General features: G+C 42.4%; 19 protein-coding genes and 1 tRNA gene. 8 read left to right on the forward strand and 12 right to left on the reverse strand.

Features of this window, described 5'->3' with window-relative positions; genetic code table 11:
• Positions 1 to 3: 3 nt before the first annotated feature.
• From V7K61_RS11170 to V7K61_RS11180, 3 genes are all read right to left on the reverse strand, one after another.
• Positions 4 to 1,191: an RNA-guided endonuclease InsQ/TnpB family protein gene (locus V7K61_RS11170; RefSeq protein ID WP_335053387.1), complete on the reverse strand. Its 1,188-nt coding sequence runs from the start codon at positions 1,189 to 1,191 to the stop codon at positions 4 to 6.
• 219 nt (positions 1,192 to 1,410) lie between these two features.
• Positions 1,411 to 4,296 (reverse strand): choice-of-anchor D domain-containing protein, encoded by a 2,886-nt coding sequence (locus V7K61_RS11175; protein ID WP_335053388.1) that lies wholly within the window; start codon positions 4,294 to 4,296, stop codon positions 1,411 to 1,413.
• Positions 4,297 to 4,555: 259 nt separating this feature from the next.
• On the reverse strand, positions 4,556 to 4,843 hold the full coding sequence (locus V7K61_RS11180) for a hypothetical protein (RefSeq protein ID WP_335053389.1): 288 nt from the start codon (positions 4,841 to 4,843) through the stop codon (positions 4,556 to 4,558).
• A gap of 426 nt (positions 4,844 to 5,269) precedes the next feature.
• On the opposite strand from V7K61_RS11180, the gene thiD reads away from it, so the two are divergent.
• The 3 genes from thiD (at position 5,270) to V7K61_RS11195 (ending at position 7,600) form a co-directional block, all read left to right on the forward strand.
• The gene (gene thiD / locus V7K61_RS11185) at positions 5,270 to 6,103 is read left to right on the forward strand and encodes a bifunctional hydroxymethylpyrimidine kinase/phosphomethylpyrimidine kinase (protein WP_335053390.1); all 834 of its coding nucleotides are present in this window, start codon (positions 5,270 to 5,272) and stop codon (positions 6,101 to 6,103) included.
• 189 nt (positions 6,104 to 6,292) lie between these two features.
• A complete protein-coding gene (locus tag V7K61_RS11190) occupies positions 6,293 to 6,901 on the forward strand; it encodes a hypothetical protein (protein ID WP_335053391.1) in 609 nt (202 codons plus the stop codon).
• 360 nt (positions 6,902 to 7,261) lie between these two features.
• Complete coding sequence (locus tag V7K61_RS11195; protein WP_012410794.1) at positions 7,262 to 7,600, forward strand: P-II family nitrogen regulator; 339 nt, start codon at positions 7,262 to 7,264, stop codon at positions 7,598 to 7,600.
• A 152-nt stretch (positions 7,601 to 7,752) separates the two neighbouring features.
• On the opposite strand, the gene rdgB is transcribed toward V7K61_RS11195, so the two are convergent.
• Positions 7,753 to 8,331 carry an RdgB/HAM1 family non-canonical purine NTP pyrophosphatase gene (gene rdgB, locus V7K61_RS11200; RefSeq protein ID WP_335053392.1) on the reverse strand — a complete coding sequence of 193 codons (579 nt, stop codon included), beginning with the start codon at positions 8,329 to 8,331 and terminating at the stop codon, positions 7,753 to 7,755.
• Positions 8,332 to 8,431: 100 nt separating this feature from the next.
• Positions 8,432 to 9,868, reverse strand: a complete 1,437-nt coding sequence (locus V7K61_RS11205; RefSeq protein ID WP_335053393.1) for a phosphoglucomutase/phosphomannomutase family protein — start codon at positions 9,866 to 9,868, stop codon at positions 8,432 to 8,434.
• Between the two features lie 406 nt (positions 9,869 to 10,274).
• Between V7K61_RS11205 and V7K61_RS11210 the strand changes: the two genes are divergently transcribed.
• Positions 10,275 to 10,784 carry a pentapeptide repeat-containing protein gene (locus tag V7K61_RS11210; protein ID WP_335053394.1) on the forward strand — a complete coding sequence of 170 codons (510 nt, stop codon included), beginning with the start codon at positions 10,275 to 10,277 and terminating at the stop codon, positions 10,782 to 10,784.
• A 229-nt stretch (positions 10,785 to 11,013) separates the two neighbouring features.
• On the opposite strand, the gene V7K61_RS11215 is transcribed toward V7K61_RS11210, so the two are convergent.
• The 4 genes from V7K61_RS11215 to V7K61_RS11230 all read right to left on the reverse strand — a co-directional run bounded on the left by V7K61_RS11215 (position 11,014) and on the right by V7K61_RS11230 (position 15,300).
• Positions 11,014 to 11,493, reverse strand: a complete 480-nt coding sequence (locus tag V7K61_RS11215) for a plasmid segregation centromere-binding protein ParR (RefSeq protein WP_094347280.1) — start codon at positions 11,491 to 11,493, stop codon at positions 11,014 to 11,016.
• Positions 11,494 to 11,498: 5 nt separating this feature from the next.
• A complete protein-coding gene (locus V7K61_RS11220; RefSeq protein ID WP_335053395.1) occupies positions 11,499 to 12,653 on the reverse strand; it encodes a ParM/StbA family protein in 1,155 nt (384 codons plus the stop codon).
• A 240-nt stretch (positions 12,654 to 12,893) separates the two neighbouring features.
• Entirely contained in the window at positions 12,894 to 13,517 is a 624-nt protein-coding gene (locus V7K61_RS11225) for a DedA family protein (protein WP_094347282.1), read from the reverse strand.
• Between the two features lie 700 nt (positions 13,518 to 14,217).
• On the reverse strand, positions 14,218 to 15,300 hold the full coding sequence (locus V7K61_RS11230; RefSeq protein WP_335053396.1) for a Gfo/Idh/MocA family oxidoreductase: 1,083 nt from the start codon (positions 15,298 to 15,300) through the stop codon (positions 14,218 to 14,220).
• A 338-nt stretch (positions 15,301 to 15,638) separates the two neighbouring features.
• Between V7K61_RS11230 and queC the strand changes: the two genes are divergently transcribed.
• The gene (gene queC / locus V7K61_RS11235; protein ID WP_335053397.1) at positions 15,639 to 16,316 is read left to right on the forward strand and encodes a 7-cyano-7-deazaguanine synthase QueC; all 678 of its coding nucleotides are present in this window, start codon (positions 15,639 to 15,641) and stop codon (positions 16,314 to 16,316) included.
• A 48-nt stretch (positions 16,317 to 16,364) separates the two neighbouring features.
• On the opposite strand, the gene V7K61_RS11240 is transcribed toward queC, so the two are convergent.
• Both V7K61_RS11240 and V7K61_RS11245 read right to left on the reverse strand, forming a co-directional pair.
• Positions 16,365 to 17,759, reverse strand: coding sequence for a hemolysin family protein (locus V7K61_RS11240; protein WP_335053398.1), 1,395 nt, complete (start codon positions 17,757 to 17,759; stop codon positions 16,365 to 16,367).
• 113 nt (positions 17,760 to 17,872) lie between these two features.
• The gene (locus V7K61_RS11245; protein WP_099102321.1) at positions 17,873 to 18,574 is read right to left on the reverse strand and encodes a hypothetical protein; all 702 of its coding nucleotides are present in this window, start codon (positions 18,572 to 18,574) and stop codon (positions 17,873 to 17,875) included.
• Positions 18,575 to 18,869: 295 nt separating this feature from the next.
• Between V7K61_RS11245 and V7K61_RS11250 the strand changes: the two genes are divergently transcribed.
• Positions 18,870 to 18,942 (forward strand) — tRNA-Ile (locus tag V7K61_RS11250).
• Positions 18,943 to 19,126: 184 nt separating this feature from the next.
• On the opposite strand, the gene V7K61_RS11255 is transcribed toward V7K61_RS11250, so the two are convergent.
• Positions 19,127 to 19,558, reverse strand: coding sequence for a hypothetical protein (locus V7K61_RS11255; protein WP_335053399.1), 432 nt, complete (start codon positions 19,556 to 19,558; stop codon positions 19,127 to 19,129).
• Positions 19,559 to 19,664: 106 nt separating this feature from the next.
• Here V7K61_RS11255 and pyrE point away from each other — a divergent pair, with 106 nt between their 5' ends.
• A complete protein-coding gene (gene pyrE / locus V7K61_RS11260) occupies positions 19,665 to 20,288 on the forward strand; it encodes an orotate phosphoribosyltransferase (RefSeq protein WP_094347288.1) in 624 nt (207 codons plus the stop codon).
• A gap of 20 nt (positions 20,289 to 20,308) precedes the next feature.
• Positions 20,309 to 20,638, forward strand: coding sequence for a hypothetical protein (locus V7K61_RS11265; RefSeq protein WP_334720432.1), 330 nt, complete (start codon positions 20,309 to 20,311; stop codon positions 20,636 to 20,638).

Raw genomic sequence — 20,638 nt, forward strand, 5'->3', positions numbered from 1 at the left:
TTCTCAAAGACTCCTCATTGAGGACATAGTTTGAGCTTTAAGATCGTGCGCCCCACGATTCTTTATGATTATCGCCGCGTTCATATCCCTACACAAATTGACCTTACAATTAGGACAATTGTGCTTTCTTTCTGATAGCAGTTTTATTACCTTAGTGCCACAACGAGAGCATTCAATGCTTGTACCGTTTGGATTTATAGCAACTACTTTCAGCCCAGCATTTTCGGCTTTGACTGTTAGTATCGAAATAAATTGACCCCATCCAGCATCATTTACACTTTTTGCCAATCTTGATTTAGCCAGTCCTTTGATATTTAGTTTTTCGACTGCAACAACGTCATACTTTTTGAGTAGGTTATTAGCAGTTTTGAGATGAAAGTCTTTTCGAGTATCTGCTACTTTTTTGTGTTGGATGCCTAACTTTTTAATAGCTTTTTTACGTCGGTTAGAACCTTTTTTTCTTCTAGAAACACGACGCTGTGCTGATTTCAGTCGCCGTTCAGCTTTACGCAAAAACTTAGGCGCTGCTATTCGTTCATCGTCTGAAGTGACAATAAAATCAATTAAGCCAAGATCAATTCCAACAATATTATCAACCTTGAAGTCAAGCTTAGTAGTCGGAACTGTTTTGTCATCAAGGCTGAGAGTTACATAATAACCATCAGCTTTTTTGGTAACTGCAACACTTTTAATGTCAAATCCATCTGGTATTTGACGATGAACGATTACTTTAACTGTTCCAATCTTTGACAGTACAATTTTATTGTTAGCAAAATGCTCCCTCTTGAATTGGGGATAAGTGAAAGTCTTGTAACTGCATTGTCCTTTGAATCTAGGCTTACCAGATTTTTTCCCGTTTGTATCACTTTTTAGCCAACGGTCAAACGCCAATTCAACTTTTTTGGGGACTTCTTGCAATACCTGAGAATGAATTTCTTTGTACCAAGGTCTGTCCTTTTTAAGTTGAATCAGTGTTGCTTGCTGACTAAATCTATTAGGCTTATCCTTGAGTTCTGGGATATGACAAACAACAAGTGAGCATCTATCAATAGAGCAGCGATTTTGCTCATACCAATCAAACCTTTGGGCAAGTTGATAATTATATTGATAACGCAGCATATCTAGCGTTTTATCAATTTTTTCTGCAAGACAAGCAGTTGGCTTTAATCGGTACTGATATGATGTTCTCACCTTTTCGACCTAATCGGTGTTAATTTTTTAGTATACACTGATTTAGATATAGTTTAGGTTATCCAAAACCCTTGTAGAGACGTAGCCGTGCTACATCTCTACATTCTTTTTCACTGCTATGTTTATTGCGCCCCTATGGGTATTGTCTATCTAATTGAAAGCCGTCTTAAAAGTCGATTCATGTTTGGATAACACTTCCACTCAGTTGACCCGATCCAGCTATGCTTGAATGATGAAGTCAGAGGCAGTAAGATTGGGCGCACCAGTAAGTTGTGCAAATTGACCACCATTGCCGAAACCAGCAGCGCTACCATTTTGATTGTAAAGTAACTGCCCAGTCATCTGGTCGTAGACAATTACAGCATTGCTAAGTGCCCCTAAACTGGTGATTTGAAAATCACTGGCTTTACTAAAACCCGTTCCCGCAACAGAAGTAATAGCAGTAAAGGTAGTCTTATCGAGAATAATCTTGTCACCTTGAGAGCGATTGAAGTCAGCGATAGTATCAATACCGACAACAGCGCTATTAAAGATGGAATTGGTGTCGTAGAGGAAAGAGTCAGCACCGATACCACCCACAAGAGTATCATTGCCTTGTCCACCAATCAGAAGATCGTTACCATTACCACCCCGCAGCAGGTCGTCACCACCGCTGCCATTGATCGTATCATTACCCCCTTGACCATTAATCACATCATTGGAACTGTAAAAACCGCTGATGTTATTGTTCAAGTCATTGAGGAAAGTGACAGTGTTTGCTGTAGAAATATACGTTTGAGTGGAGTTGGCAGCAATCACATCAAAGCTTTTGGTAACACTGGCTTCTCCGTCAAATATGATGTTGCCGATGGCAGGTCTTGTTGTCGATGCGGCTAAGTTATCTAGGTTTTCTAACTTAAAGTTTTGCAGAGCGACTTTGGTATTAGCCACATTTCCAAAGCTGACTTCTAAATTGTTACCATTTTGAGTTAATTGCAGATTTCTCGCAGTCAATTCAGTCCCAATAAATTGCAAGGTGTCTATTTTGGCAACCACCGCAGCCGAAGGGTTTGAACTAGTACCTACACCACCAAAATTGGTGATGCTGTAATTGCCATCGCCTCGTTGGATAATAAAGGTGTCATTGGAGTTAGTGCCATTGAGAACTTGAATTTCCGGGACAGGAGCGGGTCTGACTGTGCCACTAATGGCAAAGTCAAAGGGGCTTTCATCAATATCGTTGTTGTTTAAACTGAAGCTGCCACTATAGCTACCGGATGTAGTGGGGTTGAGTGCCACCGATATGGTAGTAGAAGCATTAACAGCCACGCTCGTTGGAAGAGTTCCAATCAAACTAAATCCGTCTGGAAGTTTAAGACTACTCAGCTTGAGTGCGCCTGTACCAGTGTTCTTGATGGTAAATGTTTTGGTCAAGGTGTCACCAACAGTCGTTTCACCAAAGTTAATGGCGGTGGTGTTGCCATCTGTAATGTCAACAGTGCCATTGAGAACTTGAATTTCCGGGGTACTAACTGTGCCACTAATGGCAAAGTCAAAGGTGCTTTCATTAATATCGTTGTTGTTAAAACTGAGGCTGCCACTATAGATGCCTGGTGTAGCGGGGTTGAGTGCCACCACTATATTGGTGGAAGCATTGACAGCCACACTCGTTGGAAGAGTTCCAACCAAACTAAATCCGTCGGGAAGTTTAAGATTACTCAGATTGAGTACGGCTATACCAGTGTTCTTGATCGTAAAGGTTTTGCTCAAGGCTTCACCAACAAGGGTCTCGCCAAAGTTAATAGCGGTGTTGCCATCAATAATATTAACTGTGCCATTCAGAACTTGAATTTCTGGGGTTTTGCTAGGGTTGCGGGGAGCTTCGTATGCACCAATATCAATGACTGTACTGCCGTTACCATCACCATCCTGAGGAGTCTTCTTAGTGATGCTATTGAAGGCATTAGAACCACCATCAATCGCAACGCTTTCAGGTTTAAGTGCAAAATTCTTTTTGTCTGCATCAACGAATTGAGGATCTTGACCCAAAAGATTCTGTAGCCCTGTAGCATTTAAATTATCTGAGGCTTGAAATACGTTCGAGTTATAAACAAGATTGCGATCGAAGGTGACATTTGTAGCATACTTGATTCTATTAGCATTTTGATTGTCGCTTGCATACAAAATGTTGTTGTAGACACGGACATTTTCCGAGTAAGTAACACCAATCTCTCCAGAATCTGTAAGAACCTGGGCATTCTTGTAAGCCGTGTTATTAATAACATCAACATTGGTAGCTTCAAAAACATTAATGCCTGCACCTCCATTGTTGTAAGTGATGTTATTTGCAATTAATGCCTTACCTGTATAGGCCACATTATCTTTGCTGACATTGGTAGTATCAAGCATAATCCCATGTCCCTCAGTAATTTTGTCAGTGCCTCCTCCTTTCCAAGGAACTAAACTTTGGTTATCGTAGACAATGTTGTCTCGAAAAATCATTCTGTAGTCAGTGGTATTGTTATCAAAATTAAAACTTCGGAGAGAGGTTATTCCCTGATTGCCGTGAGGCGAATACCAAGCGTTTCCAGAGACAATATTTTTCTCAACAGTTATATAGTCTGAATTACTGAATGCTATGCCTGCACCTGGAAAGTTACGGATTGTGTTACCAGTGATGACAATATGATGGGGATTAGTACCACCTTCACCATCAGCGTTTTTCCATGCATTAACAGCAATACCATTACTATTGGTCAAGGGGTTATTAAGGTTATCCTTCTCTTGTAAAGCATATTCGAGAGTGACGTTTTCTCGATTACCTTTTATATCAAGTCCTTCAATCCGCACGTAGGATGAACTCAATATATTAATGCCACTTCCCGTTGTTGTTATCTTAGGCGTAGCTCCGGGATAAGCTTTTATTGTTGTCCAGTTATCTGGTGAGCCATTCAAGTTAAAAAGCGTAACCCCTTTCATTTGATAATTTCCATTCATGACATAGAGCGTGTCGCCTGCTTTCATCTCATACACGGCTCTACCCAAGTTAAGAAATGCAGAATCTTTATTTAAGCCATTATTTTTATCACTGCCTGTTGCAGAAACGTAGTATGTTGTGCCAGCCATTTGTTTACTCCAAATATGTGTAAGGAAAATTGGTAGTACAATTTCAGCAACTTTCTTTAGTTGCTAAGTAGTTATTTGAATGAGTCATCTATCTGCACTGTTAAGGACAGTCACAGTTATCCGAGCGCGACTTAAAATCGCGTCGATTTAGAAACGCTGTTGTAAACCTGAAATTTTTTTCTCCTGTCAACCGTTGATGGTTAAACTAGGAATATCGATACCGTCAATCGTCAGAGTTTTGTTGAGAGTAATTGGACGATTAACACGTAGATGCTTCTACTCTAGACTTGTCGTCAGGTATCCTCTTAGTAAGACTACATGGAGTTGAATTGAATCGTATCTTTAGCAGCTGTGTAGGCGTAGCCCGCACTTCTTTACCTTCGCGCAGCGTGTCGCAGACAGACGCTGCGCGTAGCTTGCTTCCACGTTCGCGGAGCGTGCCGTAGGCAAGTGGTACGACAAGCTCTGTTACCATCGTAGATATCGCTACTCTTTTAAAACCAGCTTTAGCATCTGCTATATTCGATAAAACGATCGTATTTGGCATAGTAATTCCTCTGAACTTTATGCATTGTTTTAGGTCAGGGGCTTGCCAAATCTGCATGGTAAAATTCACCCTTAACTGATAACTGGGGACTTAAAGTTAAAGCGATCAAAGTGAAATTGGTTGAAACTTTAGTTAGGTTGACCCTTGAACTTAAGGGGACTAATGTAACAACTTAGTTGAACCTGTTTTAAGCGGTGTAACTGAGCATTGTGAACTTAGTTAAAACTAACCTTTACAAATAGCACTTGATATCAGTGAATGCCCGGAATATGGTAAGTTTTTTTACAACAAAATGGAAAAAACTATGGAGGCGTCTGGTGGAGTCAGTCATTGAAATCGGGCAGGAGAGAAGAGGGTTTTAGCCTAGTTCATCAATCTTTGAGATAGTTTGGTTTGATAACGCCAACTTACTTAATCTTCATAAATATGAACACTGACATAAACTCCAGAACACCTGTTGCTTTAACCATTGCTGGTTCAGATAGCGGTGGTGGTGCCGGAATTCAAGCTGATTTACGTACCTTTGCTTTTCACTGTGTCCACGGTACTAGTGCTATAACCTGCGTCACGGCACAAAACACTCTAGGAGTGAAGAGGGTTGATACTATGCCAACAGAGGCTGTTGTGGCGCAAATTCAGGCAGTAGTTGAGGATATTGGCGTACAAGCTGCCAAAACTGGAATGTTGCTCAATCAGGAAATCATCTTTGCTGTTGCCCAGCAAGTGGAAGCTTTACAAATCAATAATCTAGTAGTCGATCCAGTAATGGTGTCACGTACGGGAGCACAATTGATTGATGATGATGCCGTAAAGACTCTGTGCCATGCCTTGATTCCCAAAGCGGTTATGATTACGCCCAATCGCTATGAAGCCCAGATTTTGAGCGGTTTACAAATTGATTCTTTAGAGGATATGCAAGCCGCTGCTGAAATTATTCACAAGACTTTAAAGACAAAGGTTGTTTTAGTCAAAGGTGGAGGTATGCAGGGAGATTTGCGTGGCGTTGATATATGGTTTGATGGGGACAAATTGGAAGTTTTGACTTGCCAGCAAGTAGAGACAAAAAATACCCACGGTACTGGTTGTACACTATCGGCTGCGATCGCTGCTAATCTAGCTAAAGGAAAAGATTTGTGGCACGCAGTGCAACAGGCAAAGGAATATGTGACTACCGCACTCACTTACGCCCTAGATATTGGTGAAGGGCAAGGCCCTGTGGGACACTTCTTCCCATTGTGGGGACTAGGGACTAGAGACTAGGGATTAAGGATTGGAGTGGGGATGGGACTAGAGAAAAGTTTTCTCAGTACCTCATCCCCAATGCCCAAATAAAAAATCTTTGCCCTTTCGGTATTTTTCTATTATTCTTGGGCATAGTTTCAGGGGTGACTATCTCTGTTAGCATCTCTGTACGATCTAATTACTTTGATTTTTAATACCAAGCCCCCGATGCGAACAACCATAGGTTCTGTTCACAGAAATTCGCCAACACCGAGTACTCAAGCCTACCCTCCCTCTGTACCACTATCTGTATACAGGGAATTGTCAACAGAGTTGCAAGCAGCACAGGCGAGGCTAAATGCACTCACCACCCACAATCAGCAACTAGTACAAGAAAATCAACTATTACGCCAAGAAATTACCAAAGTCGTTGAGTCTTTTTCTCGTTTGCAAAATTTTGTGGATTCCCATGCTACAGCTAATTATCCCCAAGCTAACCAAGCTTCTGGTGACGTTAAAAGTACTGCTAAACAGCCAGTAACACAAGCGCGTTCACCTCAGCAGGTTTCTCGTTCGCGTCCATCTGTTGTGTCCAAACAACCAGCCGAAAAAAGCCGCCGCCAAGACTTTTCTGCACCTGTAATGGAAATGAATTTTCCGATATCAGAACCAGTTTTTATAGAAGAGCAACAAGTCAGTTACTATTCCACTACTGAGCCAGATGTCAAGGGACTCAATGGCTGGTGGTTAATTATTACGATCTTGTTAATCATGCTGACTGCCTTTAGTGCTGGATATTTCGTTGTGCGTCCCTTGTTTGAACACCAGAAACGTTAGTTGACATTCCCACAGTCAGCAGCAGTAGCAGGCTTTCGGGCGACCGTATAATTTGGCTGCAATCACTCTCTAAATATCCGAACAAATCTCCTAAATGGTGGAAACGATCTATTTTTAGGTTATAAAAGCTACATAAAATGCTAAATTGACAGCAACTTCTTTATGTTAGAACCTCAAAAATTATCCAATTAATAAATCCTTGCCGCTTTGTATGTCATAAACCCTCAAGTAAAGCACTTACACTTTAAAAAAGTTGTAATTATTACATATTTTTTAGGAAAAGCACCGCTAGTTACAGCTTCAGACAGCGGATCTGGTTAGATATATAAACGAAGCTAGTAGAAGTCAGGAGTAAAGAAGATGAAAAAAGTAGAAGCTATTATCCGCCCATTTAAGCTAGATGAGGTGAAAATTGCTTTAGTTAACGCTGGTATTGTTGGCATGACTGTTTCTGAAGTCCGGGGGTTCGGACGGCAGAAAGGTCAAACTGAACGGTATCGTGGTTCTGAGTACACCGTTGAGTTTCTGCAAAAACTCAAAGTGGAAATCGTAGTTGATGACAATCAGGTTGATATGGTGGTGGACAAAATTATTGCTGCTGCCCGCACTGGTGAAATCGGCGATGGTAAAATTTTCATCTCGCCTGTTGAGCAAGTGATTCGGATTCGCACTGGGGAAAAGAACACAGAAGCAGTTTAAAGAAGTTAGGAGTTAAGAGTTAAGAGTTAAAAGTTATAAGTCAGGAATAATGAATGAAGATTTAGCAGAATTCATAAATCCTAACTCTTGTACAGACGCGATTAATCGCGTCTCTTCTAACTCTTGCATAGACGCGATTAATCGCGTCTCTCCTAATTCTTCACTCTCTCTAGTTGCGGAAGTAAAGCCGTAAAAGCCTTGCCTCGATGGCTAATTGACCTCTTTAACTCCCGTGTCATTTCAGCAAAGGTCAATTGCAACTCTTGCACATAAAAAATTGGATCGTAGCCGAAACCACTATCACCACGAGGCGCATGGAGAATTTCCCCGTGGCAAACACCTTCAGATTGTAATACGATCGCACCATCAGGACGAGCGATCGCTACTGCACAGACAAATTGAGCTTGCCGATTTACCTCATTGCCTAATTCGCTCAATATTCTAGCAATGCGTTCTGAGTCGGTTTTGGCGTAACGTGCAGAATAAACTCCTGGTGCGCCATTTAGAGCATCTACTTGCAAACCTGAATCATCAGCAATTGCCCAGTTTCCCGTAGCTTTAGCAATTTGTGACGCTTTTAGACAAGCATTGGCGGCAAAAGTTTCGCCCGTCTCTTCAATTTCCAACTCTTCAGGTTTAAGGGTTAATTCCCAACCAGAATTTTCCAGGTAAGCTTGCATTTCTCGCAACTTACCTGGATTTCCTGTCGCTACTACAAGTAATTTAGTCATTAGTCATTAGTCATTAGTCATTGGTCATTGGTCATTAGTCATTGATCATTTACCAAGGACAAAGGACAAAGGACAAATGACAAATGACTAATAATGAATTTTACCCCGCCCACTGTTTCGCCCAAGCAAGAGTTTGATGCACTTGCTCAATTGTCGAGGCTTCGCAGTAGAGGCGTAAAACTGGCTCAGTCCCGCTAAAGCGAATCATTAACCAGCTTTTATCAGCTAGACGATATTTATAGCCGTCAATTGTCTGGCAATCAATCACTGCTAACCCGGCAATTTCTGTTAAGGGTTGGGTTTGCAGCTGTTGCAAAAGACGCGATCGCACTTCCATACTTGCTAAGGGTAAATCAATGCGATCGTAAGCTGAGGTAAACCCTGTTTTTTTCTGTAAGTAGCGATAATACTCACCTAAATCCAAACCAGATTCGACGATCGCCTCTAACACGTACAATGCTGACAGCAGTGCATCACGTTCGGGAATATGGCTACCATAACCAATTCCGCCCGATTCTTCGCCACCCAGTAACACTTTTGCTGCTAACATTCTGTCAGCAATATATTTATAACCAACTGCTGTCTCAAAGACTGAGAGGTTATGTAGTGCCGCTACAAGGGGCATCAAGTCGGAACCACTAACAGTTTTGACTATTTCTCCAGTAAAACCCCGCCGCAGGGTTAAATGGTCGATTAATATCGGGATTAAGACTTGGGAACTTAGGAAGTTGGCTTCTCCATCCACTGCTGCAATGCGATCGCAGTCTCCATCAAATACCAACCCCACCGTTAAACCTGATTTATCGGTTTCTCTGTGAGTCTTGATGACTTCAAATAGCTTTGAAAGGTATTTAGGCAAGGGTTCCGGCGCACCACCGCCAAATAGGGGATCGCGTTCTGAGTTGATTTCTTTGACTTGATTGCCTAGTAGTCTCGCCAATCCAGTAGCAGCAGCGCCATGCATGACATCGGCAAATACCGTCAATTTACCAGATGCGATCGCTTCTCGAAGTTTGGCAATATCAACTTTACGTTCTAGTGCTTGGGTATAACTGGGCCAAGGATCGAATTTCTCTTGCTTACCTGGGGTAGCTGCTAGTGGTACTCCCACCGCCAACTGATCTTCTATCTCTTTTGTGACTTCTGGCGGTACCGATCCACCAAAATAACCCTTGACTTTTAAACCCAAATATTTGCCAGGATTATGGCTGGCTGTAATTACCAGTGCCCCTAAAGCATTGAGTTCTTTTGCTGCCCAACTATAAGCTGGGGTTGGGGCATAGCTCTCGCTCAGTAGCACATCAAATCCGACAGCACTGACAGTATCGGCAACAGCACGAGCAAAGTCTTCAGCCATGAATCGGCGATCGTAACCGACAATTATTGTTCGGCTACCAACCGTAGAAAAATACGTATCATATAATACTTTTGCGGCAACTGGTGCGACCAGGGCTAGGCGTTCAAAGGTGAACTCGTCACCAATAATGCCCCGCCAGCCGTCTGTACCAAACTTGATTGAGTTAGCTACAACTGGCATCTAGGTATCCTAACTGTCTACTTGAGGATTCTAGCATTTATACAGTGTGCAGAGTAAAAAAAGAATCTAGTAATAATATGTACTAATAATATTCAATACAAAATTTGTGATTAATTTTTTAAAATTCAGGGGTAGCTTGGGTAGAGGAATAAAACCAAACACTAAGAATCCTTGATTTTGTTAGTTGAACAAAGTTAAACCCAACCTATAAATATTTGATTTTTTCAGAGGGATAAAAGAGCGCTAACTGGGTACTCAGAAATGTTTTAGTTATTTAGGCGTTGGCTGGTTGTCTAGTGAGAAGATCGGTGATTTTAAAGTTGATATTAAATGTGGGATCGAAGAAGATAGGGCAGAGATTAAGTGAGTTATCTTTGTACGTGTTAATTGATGCAAAAGGCGAATTATGAACGGTAAAGAATTGCTGAGACGTTACGCTGCTGGGGAAAGAGATTTTAGCGGGGTCGATCTCAAAGGAGCTAATCTTAGTGGAGTCAGTAGTCGCTTTGACGTTGGGGCTTATGCCGAACCCTACCGCCAGGGAATTACTTCCAATTTGAGCGGGATTAACCTCAGTGGTGCTGATTTGACTCAGGCTAACTTGAGGGGAGTTAATTTGGAAGGAGCCAACTTGAGAAATGCCAACTTGACCCGTGCTAGTTTGAACTATAGCAACCTCACCAATACCGACCTGAGTGGAGCTAACTTGACCGAAGCCTTCCTGGAGTGTGCCGAGTTGGATGGTACTAATATGAGAGGGGCTAACTTGCTTGATGCTGAAATCAGAGTTAGCGATGCATTTAGTCCCGACCTGACTGGAGCTAAAAATGTAGATACCGTCAATTTCACTGGCACGGTTATATATTTGACTTTGGAAGACGGAACTGTTATCGATACCACTGACAACGATTGGTAAATTTACTGCTTCTTGAGCCTCAACTAATAGAGGAGCTTGCAATATTGGTTTTTAATTCTTAATTCACATTAAACATGATTTATAAAAAGTATTTTATGGATATCGCTTTGTATAACTTGATTAGACGCGATCGCATTTCTAAAAAATATAAACATTAATAATCCTTAATAGTTAATACTATTAAGGATTGTTAACATGAGCAAAAACTGCTCACAAACCTAATTGCTCTTTAAAAATCATCGAGAAACTGACTAAGGCGACTGATTACGGGGTCAACCTCTTGAGGAGGGGTAGCAACAGTATAAGAAGTATTATTTACTACTTCTAATTGAGTTGGAGACGGAATGAACGATCGATCGTTGACTATGAGCGCCAGTTGTGCAACTTGTTGAGAAAGTTGCAGTAGATGATGTTCCATCGCCTCCAAACGATTAGATCCCTTGGCAAAAAAACGTTCCTCAAGTCCAGCCACTTGACGTTGCAGTTCACCGATTTGTTGATCAATCGGTGTTGTTACTGCTGTTTGTGGAGCAGGTTGTACAGGTTCCGGTACACATAAAGATTGCCATAAGGCTTCTTTACAGAGGTCGCTGAAAGTCTTGTCTGGTTGTTTTTCCAAATAACTTTCTACTTGCGCTAACAAGCTTTCATCAGCAAGCTCTGGGTTGAACGTGACGGATTTAACTACCTTTTTTGACCATTGGAACATCAGCTTTATGCCCTAGCAGCGCGATTGGAGGATAATTGTGCCTCTCCATAAATATACTGCCCCAAAGCATTCGCCTGACGGGAAGGTGCTGCTAAATGAGCATTAATCTTTGCTTCTTTGAGTAGACGTTGAACGTCGTCCCAGAAGAACTCACCACCACCGCCAGTAAGAATCACATCGGTGACGCGTTCTGGCAACCAGGCTAGCACACGGCTGCAAATTTCGCGAGAAAACATCTCCGTAAGGTTAGGAAGAAAATCATCTAGGTTGGTGGGCTTGCTAGCGCCTTTAGGACGGTAAAAGCGTTCACCTCTGGGTTTGTTAACAGCGGAAATCAGTGCTAGAGATTGACTATCTGCTCCCTCAATTTCGGCAGACACCAATTCATAAAACTTATTCATCCCGAAGTCTTCGCTCTTAGAAGCACCTCTGGCAAAACGGAAGTTATCTACCATCAAAAGATCGACGGTTTGATGACCAATATCGACGATCGCCACCGATATTTTTGTAAAATCGGGACTGCCAGGGTTTTTCTTGGGTTGAGCTTCAGACCACAGCAAGCTGCCGTAGCCTTCTGGCATCACCCATACCTTACTGACGTTCAGCGACACAGATTCGCCTCGGAAGTTCAACACGTGAGGGCCACCTACTTGGCTAATCAATTGTGCTTTTTCTTTTTCAAATTGCTCTAAGGAAAGAAAAGGCAGACCAAGTACGACTGAGATATCGTCTCTGAGTTTGAAGTAGCCAGCACTTGCTAATACTTTTACCAGTGCAGCTTCTACCTTAGATTGTCCGACTCCTAAATTCGCCCCAAAATCGGCTGCTAGTTGACCAACAGCATATCCATTTCCTTGATACTCCAGCCACAAATCCATTAACGGGTCAGTAGCTCTGGCTTCAAAAACACCACCGCGTACTTGTTCGATTGACATCTGCTTGACGTTGGCAGGTACGAACACCACATTACCGGGTTCACGACTCACACAAGTTTTTGTGGAAGTTCTGCCTAAATCAACACTGAGAATAGTTTTTCCCGGAACACCGCCTGTCTTGGGAGGATTATTATTAACAGCATTGATGGGAGTCGATGCCGACACCCTATTCATGGGTATAGCAGCAGCATTGATGGGGGTAGCGGCGGAAGGTTGGTCTGTCATGAAAGCTCCTAGTTCAAACTTAACTGTAAAAAGTTGTCATGCTCATCTTACAAAAATGCGAGCAACCATAAATTCTAGGTTGCGTCAAGTGTAGCTAGAAATACGCCAAAAATTAATTCCGGCTATACCTCCGATAAGCTCATGCCAACGCACATCTAGTATTATTTGGCATAGTGTAGGCGAATTTTGGCCAGATGTAACCCCTGCTTTCACTGCTTTCTAACCAAAAGCGTCCGTGTTTCATCTTCTAGTACGTCTTAACTGGCGCTTGAATATCCAGAAAACAAATGCTAGAACCAAACCGCCAAGTACGATTTTGGATACAGGAGCAAGGTACTTGTCCACAAGTTCATACTGACTACCCAATGCGTATCCTGAGTATGTTAGCAAACCCACCCAAGCCGCGCTACCTAATGTTGTGTAAAACAGAAATGGTAGCAAGGGCATATTGCTGATCCCTGCGGGAACAGAAATCAAGGTGCGGATTCCTGGCACAAGACGACCAATTAATACTGCTTTTCTACCTTGTCGGTCAAACCACTCTTTGGCCTTGGTAATATCTTTACTAGATATAGCCAGCCATTTGCCATACTTATCAGCCCAAGCTTTCAAACGGGTTTCGCCTAAAAACTTACCCGGATAATACCAAATAAGTGCGCCTAATACAGAACCCAAAAGTCCTGCGAAAAATACACCAATGATATTTAGCTTTGCCCCTCCTGGTTGATATGGACTTGCTGTAAATCCAGCAAGTGGCATGATCAATTCTGAAGGAATTGGGGGAAAAAGGTTCTCTAAAAACATTAGTAGGGCGATTCCCCAATAGCCAAAATAATTGATAGTATTAGTTATCCATTCAAGCATTGAGTCAATTCCTGAAATTGCTGGACTAGTCTTGGTGCTAAATTCAGCTTTAGCTTTTTTAAAGGGTAATTATCCCTGCTTGCTAGAGTCAATCTGATTTTGGATTTTGGATTTTAGATTTTAGATTTTAGATTGATTCCGCCCACAAGGGACAAGAAATTTTGGACTTCGGCTTACCTCGGCTCCGCTCGGCACAAGTCGCTCAGTCGAGCGATTTTGGATTAAAAAATCCTCAATCCTCAATCTAAAATTGAAGCGGGACGGGGCTTGAACCAAACACAATCCAAAATCTAAAATTTAAAATCTAAAATTCGGAGGGTCAAGGTAATTTGGCTGCACTAAAAATTGGCATCGCAACTGAAAAATAGAGTCATACAAGTGGAAGCTAGGGGTCTATTTCATTAATGTTGAGAGTGATAAAAGTTCGTAAGTACCTCTAGCCCTTGAGATTGAACGATTTATCGCTCACTACAAACCTCACAAAATTAATGAAATTAACCACTAGGTTTTGTTTTCTAATTTTTTAGATCCCCCTTAGCCTGCTTTTTAAAGAGACTAGGAAGGATCTAAAGATTTGATGGCAAATTTAAAAACAGACTCTAGGTTTTCTACTGAAGTTGGGGCTGTGGGGTAGCACGGAGAGAGAAGGGAGAAAATTTCACCTTCTTTATCCCCCTCATCCCCGTCATCCCCTCTTCTTCTAGGCTGTCGGGGTCAAAGATTGTACCCTTGGTTCCGATTGCCAGTCTAAGGGATTCCAAACTCGATCTTCCAGCGCCATCTGCTCAATTAAACTTGCGAGTCTCAGGGCTTTGAGAGCTTGTTCGCCACCTACTGAGGGTTGATTGCCACCATGTACACAGTTGACAAAATGTTCTAATTCTGCGCTTAGTGGTTGAATATTGCTGGTGTAAACTTTTTCAATTACACCATCTTGCCTGTAAAGTACTTGTCGGTGGTCGGTGAGAGAATTGGCAGTGGTTTGTCGGTGAATCAAAATTTCATTCTTGAGAAAATCTGCCTCAGTAAATGAATTTTTGCAATGGGCGACAATCCGGCGAATTTTGCGGTGGGTGACTTTACTAGCAGTCAGAGTAGCAACAATACCATTGGCAAACCCCAAGGTGGCGGTTACGTAATCTAAATAACCAGAGTCTAAGGAGCGAGTACCGCTAGCAGTCAATTTTGTGACTGGGGAAGCAGCTAATTCCAGAAGTAGGTCGATGTCATGGATCATTAAATCCAGCACAACTGAAACATCGTTTGCCCGATCTGAGTAAGGACTCATTCTGTGGGCTTCTAGCGCCAGTAATTCCTCTGTTTTTAGAACTTGGCTCAGTTCTTTAAAAGCTGGGTTAAAACGCTCAATATGACCAACTTGCAGGATACACCCAGACTCAGCTGCGGCATTTACTAAAGACTCTGCCTCAGAAATACTGGCTGCGATCGGTTTTTCAATCAAAACATGAATTCCCGCTAACAGACAGTTGATGCCCACGGCATAGTGCAAGCGGGTGGGAACAGCTACACAAACTGCTTCCACAAGGGGTAGCAGATCACAGTAATCTTCAAAAAAACGCACCTTGTACTTGCTGGCAGTTTCTAATCCTCGCTCGACGTTAATATCTGCCACTCCGACTAGTTCAACATCTTTCATTGAACTCAGCACGCGAGCGTGGTGTTGTCCCATGTTACCCACTCCAATCACGCCTATGCGGATTGGTCGTGGCTGGTTGCGCTGTGTATATGGATTCGTTTCTGCCACTGACATGCTATTTTGCACTATTATTCTCTCCTCAACCACCAAATTTAGAGACGCTACGGCCGTTGGCGTTTATACTCGAAAGCCGGTTACGATCCGTCTAAAACCATCCAGATGGTAACATAGAGCCTATGTTTATGAAGAATTTCAAAGTTTGCGATCGGTTCCCGTAATCTAAATATCTTTTGTATAGATATTTCGAGTTTCCTGTGAATTTTGCACTTTCTACAAAAATATATGTCTTTTTATTAACTTGAAAAGTTTCAGTAAGACCTAAGTATAAATTCTCCTTGGCCTTGCTTTCTGGCGTCTTGTTAAGGTTTGATGCAGTGATTTGAAATCTAAAATTTGCAACCGAGATGAAAGCTGTAATTCTGTTATCTGGGGGATTAGACTCTTCCACAATTCTGTACAAAGCTCAAGCTGATGGCTGTGAATGTCATGCTATTTCCTTTGATTACCAGCAGCGACATCGACGAGAGTTACAGTCAGCGCTCAGTGTCGCTCAAAAAGCTGCGATCGCAAAACATCAGGTAGTTAACTTTGACTTACGACAATGGGGCGGTTCGGCTCTTACTGATAATGCCATTGATTTACCCCAGGAGCGATCGCTGGATGAAATGTCTCAAAATATTCCTGTCACTTATGTTCCGGCTCGTAATACCATCTTTTTAAGCTTTGCTCTTGGTTTTGCCGAAGCGATCGCAGCAGAGCGTGTCTATATCGGCGTTAATGCCTTAGATTATTCAGGATATCCTGATTGTCGCCCCGACTATATCCAAGCAATGCAGGAAGTTTTTCGCCTGGGAACTAAACAAGGGCGTGAGGGACAACCAATTAAGATTGTTGCACCCCTAATCAACCTGAAAAAAACCGAAATCATCCAACTGGGGAACCAATTGGGAGTTCCTTGGGAACTAACTTGGTCTTGCTATGCAGGTGGAGATGTCGCCTGTGGTGTGTGTGATTCTTGTCGCTTACGGCTAGCAGCTTTTGCCGAATTGGGACTTGTCGATCCACTGGCGTATGCTTCTTGAAGAGTGAGGAGTTAGGAGTTAGGAGTTAGGAGTTAAAATTCATAACTCCTAACTCTCAACTCCTAACTCCTCTAACCGTCGCAGTTGAATTTGATGCAGGCGTGGGCCAACAATTGATACCACGGTGAATTCGAGATTTTGATAACAAAAGATTTCGCCAATGGCCGGAATTTTCTGTAACTCATACAGCAAAAAGCCCCCTAGTGTTTGATATTCTCTGGTTAGGGGCAAATTGAGATGCAAAATCTCGTTGAGGTCTTCAAGGTTGATTTGTGCTTGCACCAAAAATTTTTGCTCATCTAACATCTGAATCAGTAAGTCTTCACTGCTTTCAGATTCGCTGGGGCCGCCAATAATTTCGGCAATGACATCTTTGATTGTCACTAGTCCCACAGTACCGCCAAATTCATTCACTACCATGACCATAGCGGGTTTCTCTTGCTGCATCATGGGCAAAAGTTCACTCAAGGGCGTATGTTCTGGAACGAACCGGGCGGGACGCATCCAAGGTTGGATCTGTGTCTCTAAACTGAGGTTTCCGACTGCCAAAGGTTGTGCCAAATCTTTAAAATAAACAATACCGCGAACATCGTCTAAAGATTCACCAATCACGGGATAGCGAGAGTAACCAGTAGAAGCCATTTCCCTAAGTAATGTCTGGAAGGTAGCATCTTTTGGCAGTGTGATAATACTGGTGCGCGGGATCATCACATCTTGCGCCATGACATCCCCAAACTCGAAGACATTATTGAGCAATTCTCGCTCTGCACGCTGTAAACCAGTAGACCCCCATTCTGTAGAGATGATCAGTTGCAATTCTTCGGGAGTTACAGGCGGTCGCCAGCCTTGACCTGTGTATTGGATGCCAAAAATTCGTAATAAAAAACGAGTTGATTGGTTAAGAATCCAGATGAAGGGGCCAAAAAAACGCACGATCGCTTTTACCGGAGGCCCCAAAAACCTTGCTAGCTGTTCTGAGTACAGCATGGCTAAGGATTTGGGGCATAATTCTCCAATCACAATTTGCAAATAGGCAATTAAGAAAAAGGCTATAGGAATTGATAGGGAATGGGCGAGGAAGGTAGTCATCCCACTGGGTAAAGGCCAGGATCTTAACCAGGCATTCACCAGCACAACAATCGTACTTTCGCCAATCCATCCCAGTGCCAAACTAGAGAGGGTAATGCCTAACTGGGTGGTAGATAGCAGTCTGTCAATACTGCGTTGTAACATTTCTACAGCGATCGCTGGAATATCCCCAGCCTTAACTAGCTGGTGAATACGCGATCGCCGCACGCTCACCATCGAAAATTCCGCCGTCACAAAAAAGGCATTTATGGCAATCAGTAGTAGCACTGATAACAACCGCAGCGCCACTTCTATCAAACTTAAATTAGGAAAACCACTCACCGCCAAAGCTCGTGTAAAACTCACGCCCTCCATTTAGGGGGATTGGGGAGTTAGGAAGGGTATAGGGTAAAGGTTACAGGGTACAGATTATTCCCTATCACCTGTCACCTGTCACCTCTTCTCTAATCCCAATGCCCAATGCCAATCTACCTTTCTACAGGAATATTTGATGCCTCTAGCTTCAATTGTTGAGCGGGATAATCAGTGAGAGCAAGTGATATTTTCTTGACATCATCAAGTAAAGCTGTAGGAATGCTCACTGTACCTGAAAATGCTGGCCCATTTACAGGCAATTCTGTTGGTAAACCCTCTGTACTTGCACTCAGGGTTCGTCCTTTGTCATCGGTAACATCTAAAAAACTATACAGGAAGCGCACAGAATCCTTACCTTTGTTCTGCATTTTCACTTTCAGTAGTAAATCACCACCAGAGTAGCGAGCAGATTGCACAGTCATTGTTACACCCTGACTTTGGGCAGTAACTGGAAAACCTGGTAGGGGCTTTTCTTCAACTACTTCTGGGGGTTTTTCCTCTGGCTTCTGCTTGCTGCTATTGGTTTCTTCATCATCTTCTTCTGGCTTTTCCGATTTAGCGGCTTTGGTCTTACCCTCAATTCGCGCCTTGACAATTTTCAGAATTTCTTCCTCTTTTAATAGCACTAGCCCTCCCTGTTGAGAGTTATTTGCCTTATTGCTGGCAAATTTGGTTGTAGGACGCCCATCTGGTGTAGTCACGCCTTTAAGTGCTGAACTCCCCAGTTCAAAGCCCAAAAACGCGCTCACAGAACCTGCTCCCATCATCAGAATTAACAAAATCAAAGTAAGAAGTACAGTAGAATTTATTTTCATCGCTGACAAGCTATCACAATAGAATGCTGGTCTATTTAAGAATAGTGAAGCTTTTGACCTCAATCCTTAAAGGAACTTAATCAATATTAGTTTGCACTATATCTATGATCAAATTATGTAGTATAAAAATCTAATAAACTATTGTCCAGTATTCACACGTGTTAAATTTGTGCTATATTCATGGAATTGGCTAAACTCAGTGCGTGAGGTATTTTTCTCACTCTAAAATTAGCAAATCAGGTTGACCTAAGAGTTGAAGTAATTTTCTCGTAGCAACCCATAAACCAAAAAACAAGCGCCTTTGGCCGATTGGGGAGGCAACGAACTCATAATTCGTCTTCAGGCTGGTTCGATTCCAGCAGGGCGCACTGAATCATCAAAAAGTAGTAATAGAGGGCATTGGGCGTTAGGAGTGCTGAGTTAGGAGTTAGGAGTTAGGAGTTAGGAGTTAAGAGTTTTATTTATCTCCTTGTCTCCCTTGTTCCCTTGTCTCCCTCATCTCCCTGCTCCCCTGCTCCCCTGCCCCTACTCCCCACTCCCCACTCCCCAATCTTACCGAGATGGTAATGTTTCAAACCTGAATTCAGTTCCTACTTTGAGTTTGTTGCTATAGCGAGGAGACACGAGCAGTGATGTGTCATAAGGATTTGGTAAATCAGGAGTACGAATATAAGGATCGTTGCCAACTTGCTGAGTCAGGGCATCATGATATAAAGTATTAACCAAATTAGCGTCGCGGGCAATTTCATTTTCTGGGAAGGAACCACCGAAACCAGAACCAGATCCAAAAAATGAGTCTAGCTGACGCTTGAGGCCGCCATTTTCGTAGAAATTGCGATCGTGACGAAAATAAGCTCGTTGAAATACATCATTCATAGTTTCAGAATTGGGTGTTGCCGTTTGGGCAGATGCAATAGAGGGAAAAGCAATACCAGCAGCAAGCAGCACCAATAAACCACCAAAGGTTTTAAATTTTATACGCACGTTTCTGACTCCTCAACTTTTGCTTTGGGCGAATCTTAATTTATGCTGAAGTTCAGAACTCTGATGAGTTCAACCTTTGGTGTAGCACAACTTTTAATGTTTTGTAATGACGTATCCTACTGAAACTCTTACCCACTCAGATATTTGGGCAACCACTTCTGATTTGACCACTTTACGCCACAAGCTACTAGATTTATTTTGCCAACTTGCTTATCAAGAGGGTGATTTTCTCCTATCTTCTGGGCTGCGTAGTTCTTATTACGTCAATAAGACACAGGTAACACTCCATCCTCAAGGTGCTTTAGCAGTCGGACGATTACTATTTCCTTTATTACCTGTAGATACACAGGCTGTAGGTGGTTTAACAATGGGGGCTGATCCAATTGTGACAGCAGTGAGTATAGTTTCTGTTTATGAAAACCGCCCAATACCAGCGCTGATTATTCGCAAGGAAGCCAAGGGTTATGGGACAAGAGCTTATATAGAAGGCCCCAGTTTACCAGAGGGTGCAAAAGTAGTAGTTTTGGAAGATGTAGTCACAACTGGGCAATCTGCTCTAAAAGCGGTTGAGCGTCTTAAAGATGCAGGTTATACCGTAAATCAAGTAATTTCACTGGTAGATCGACAACAAGGGGGAGGTGAGTTGTACCAGTCAGCAGGGTTGAAGTTTGAAACTTTGTTTTCGATTCAGGAAGTTCAAGAACGCTACCGACAACTTGCAAATTCATGAACAAAAGGAGATAGATAAATATGCAAGCAACAGTATCTACAGAACTAACACAAGAAAAAGTCGATAAAGCTGTGAATGCAATTCTTGAAGTATTAGGAAAGCCAGAAAATGATTTACACCACAAAGCGTTAACAGCTTTTCAGAGTGGCGATTATCAAACTGTAAAGAGACTGGCATCTACCAATTTGACTGATGATTATTGCAAAGCTTTGGGATATCTGGGAGGAGCGCTGAAGCTGACTCCAAACACCGATACTATTTTGGCAGAATCGGCTCGTAGTGCAGCTGAATTTGTCAAAGAAAAAGCATTGCAGCACCTTGGTATTAAGATCGCTGATGCTTTAAATTAA

Origin of the sequence: Nostoc sp., from assembly GCF_036918015.1 — a bacterium.
GTDB lineage: Bacteria > Cyanobacteriota > Cyanobacteriia > Cyanobacteriales > Nostocaceae > Nostoc.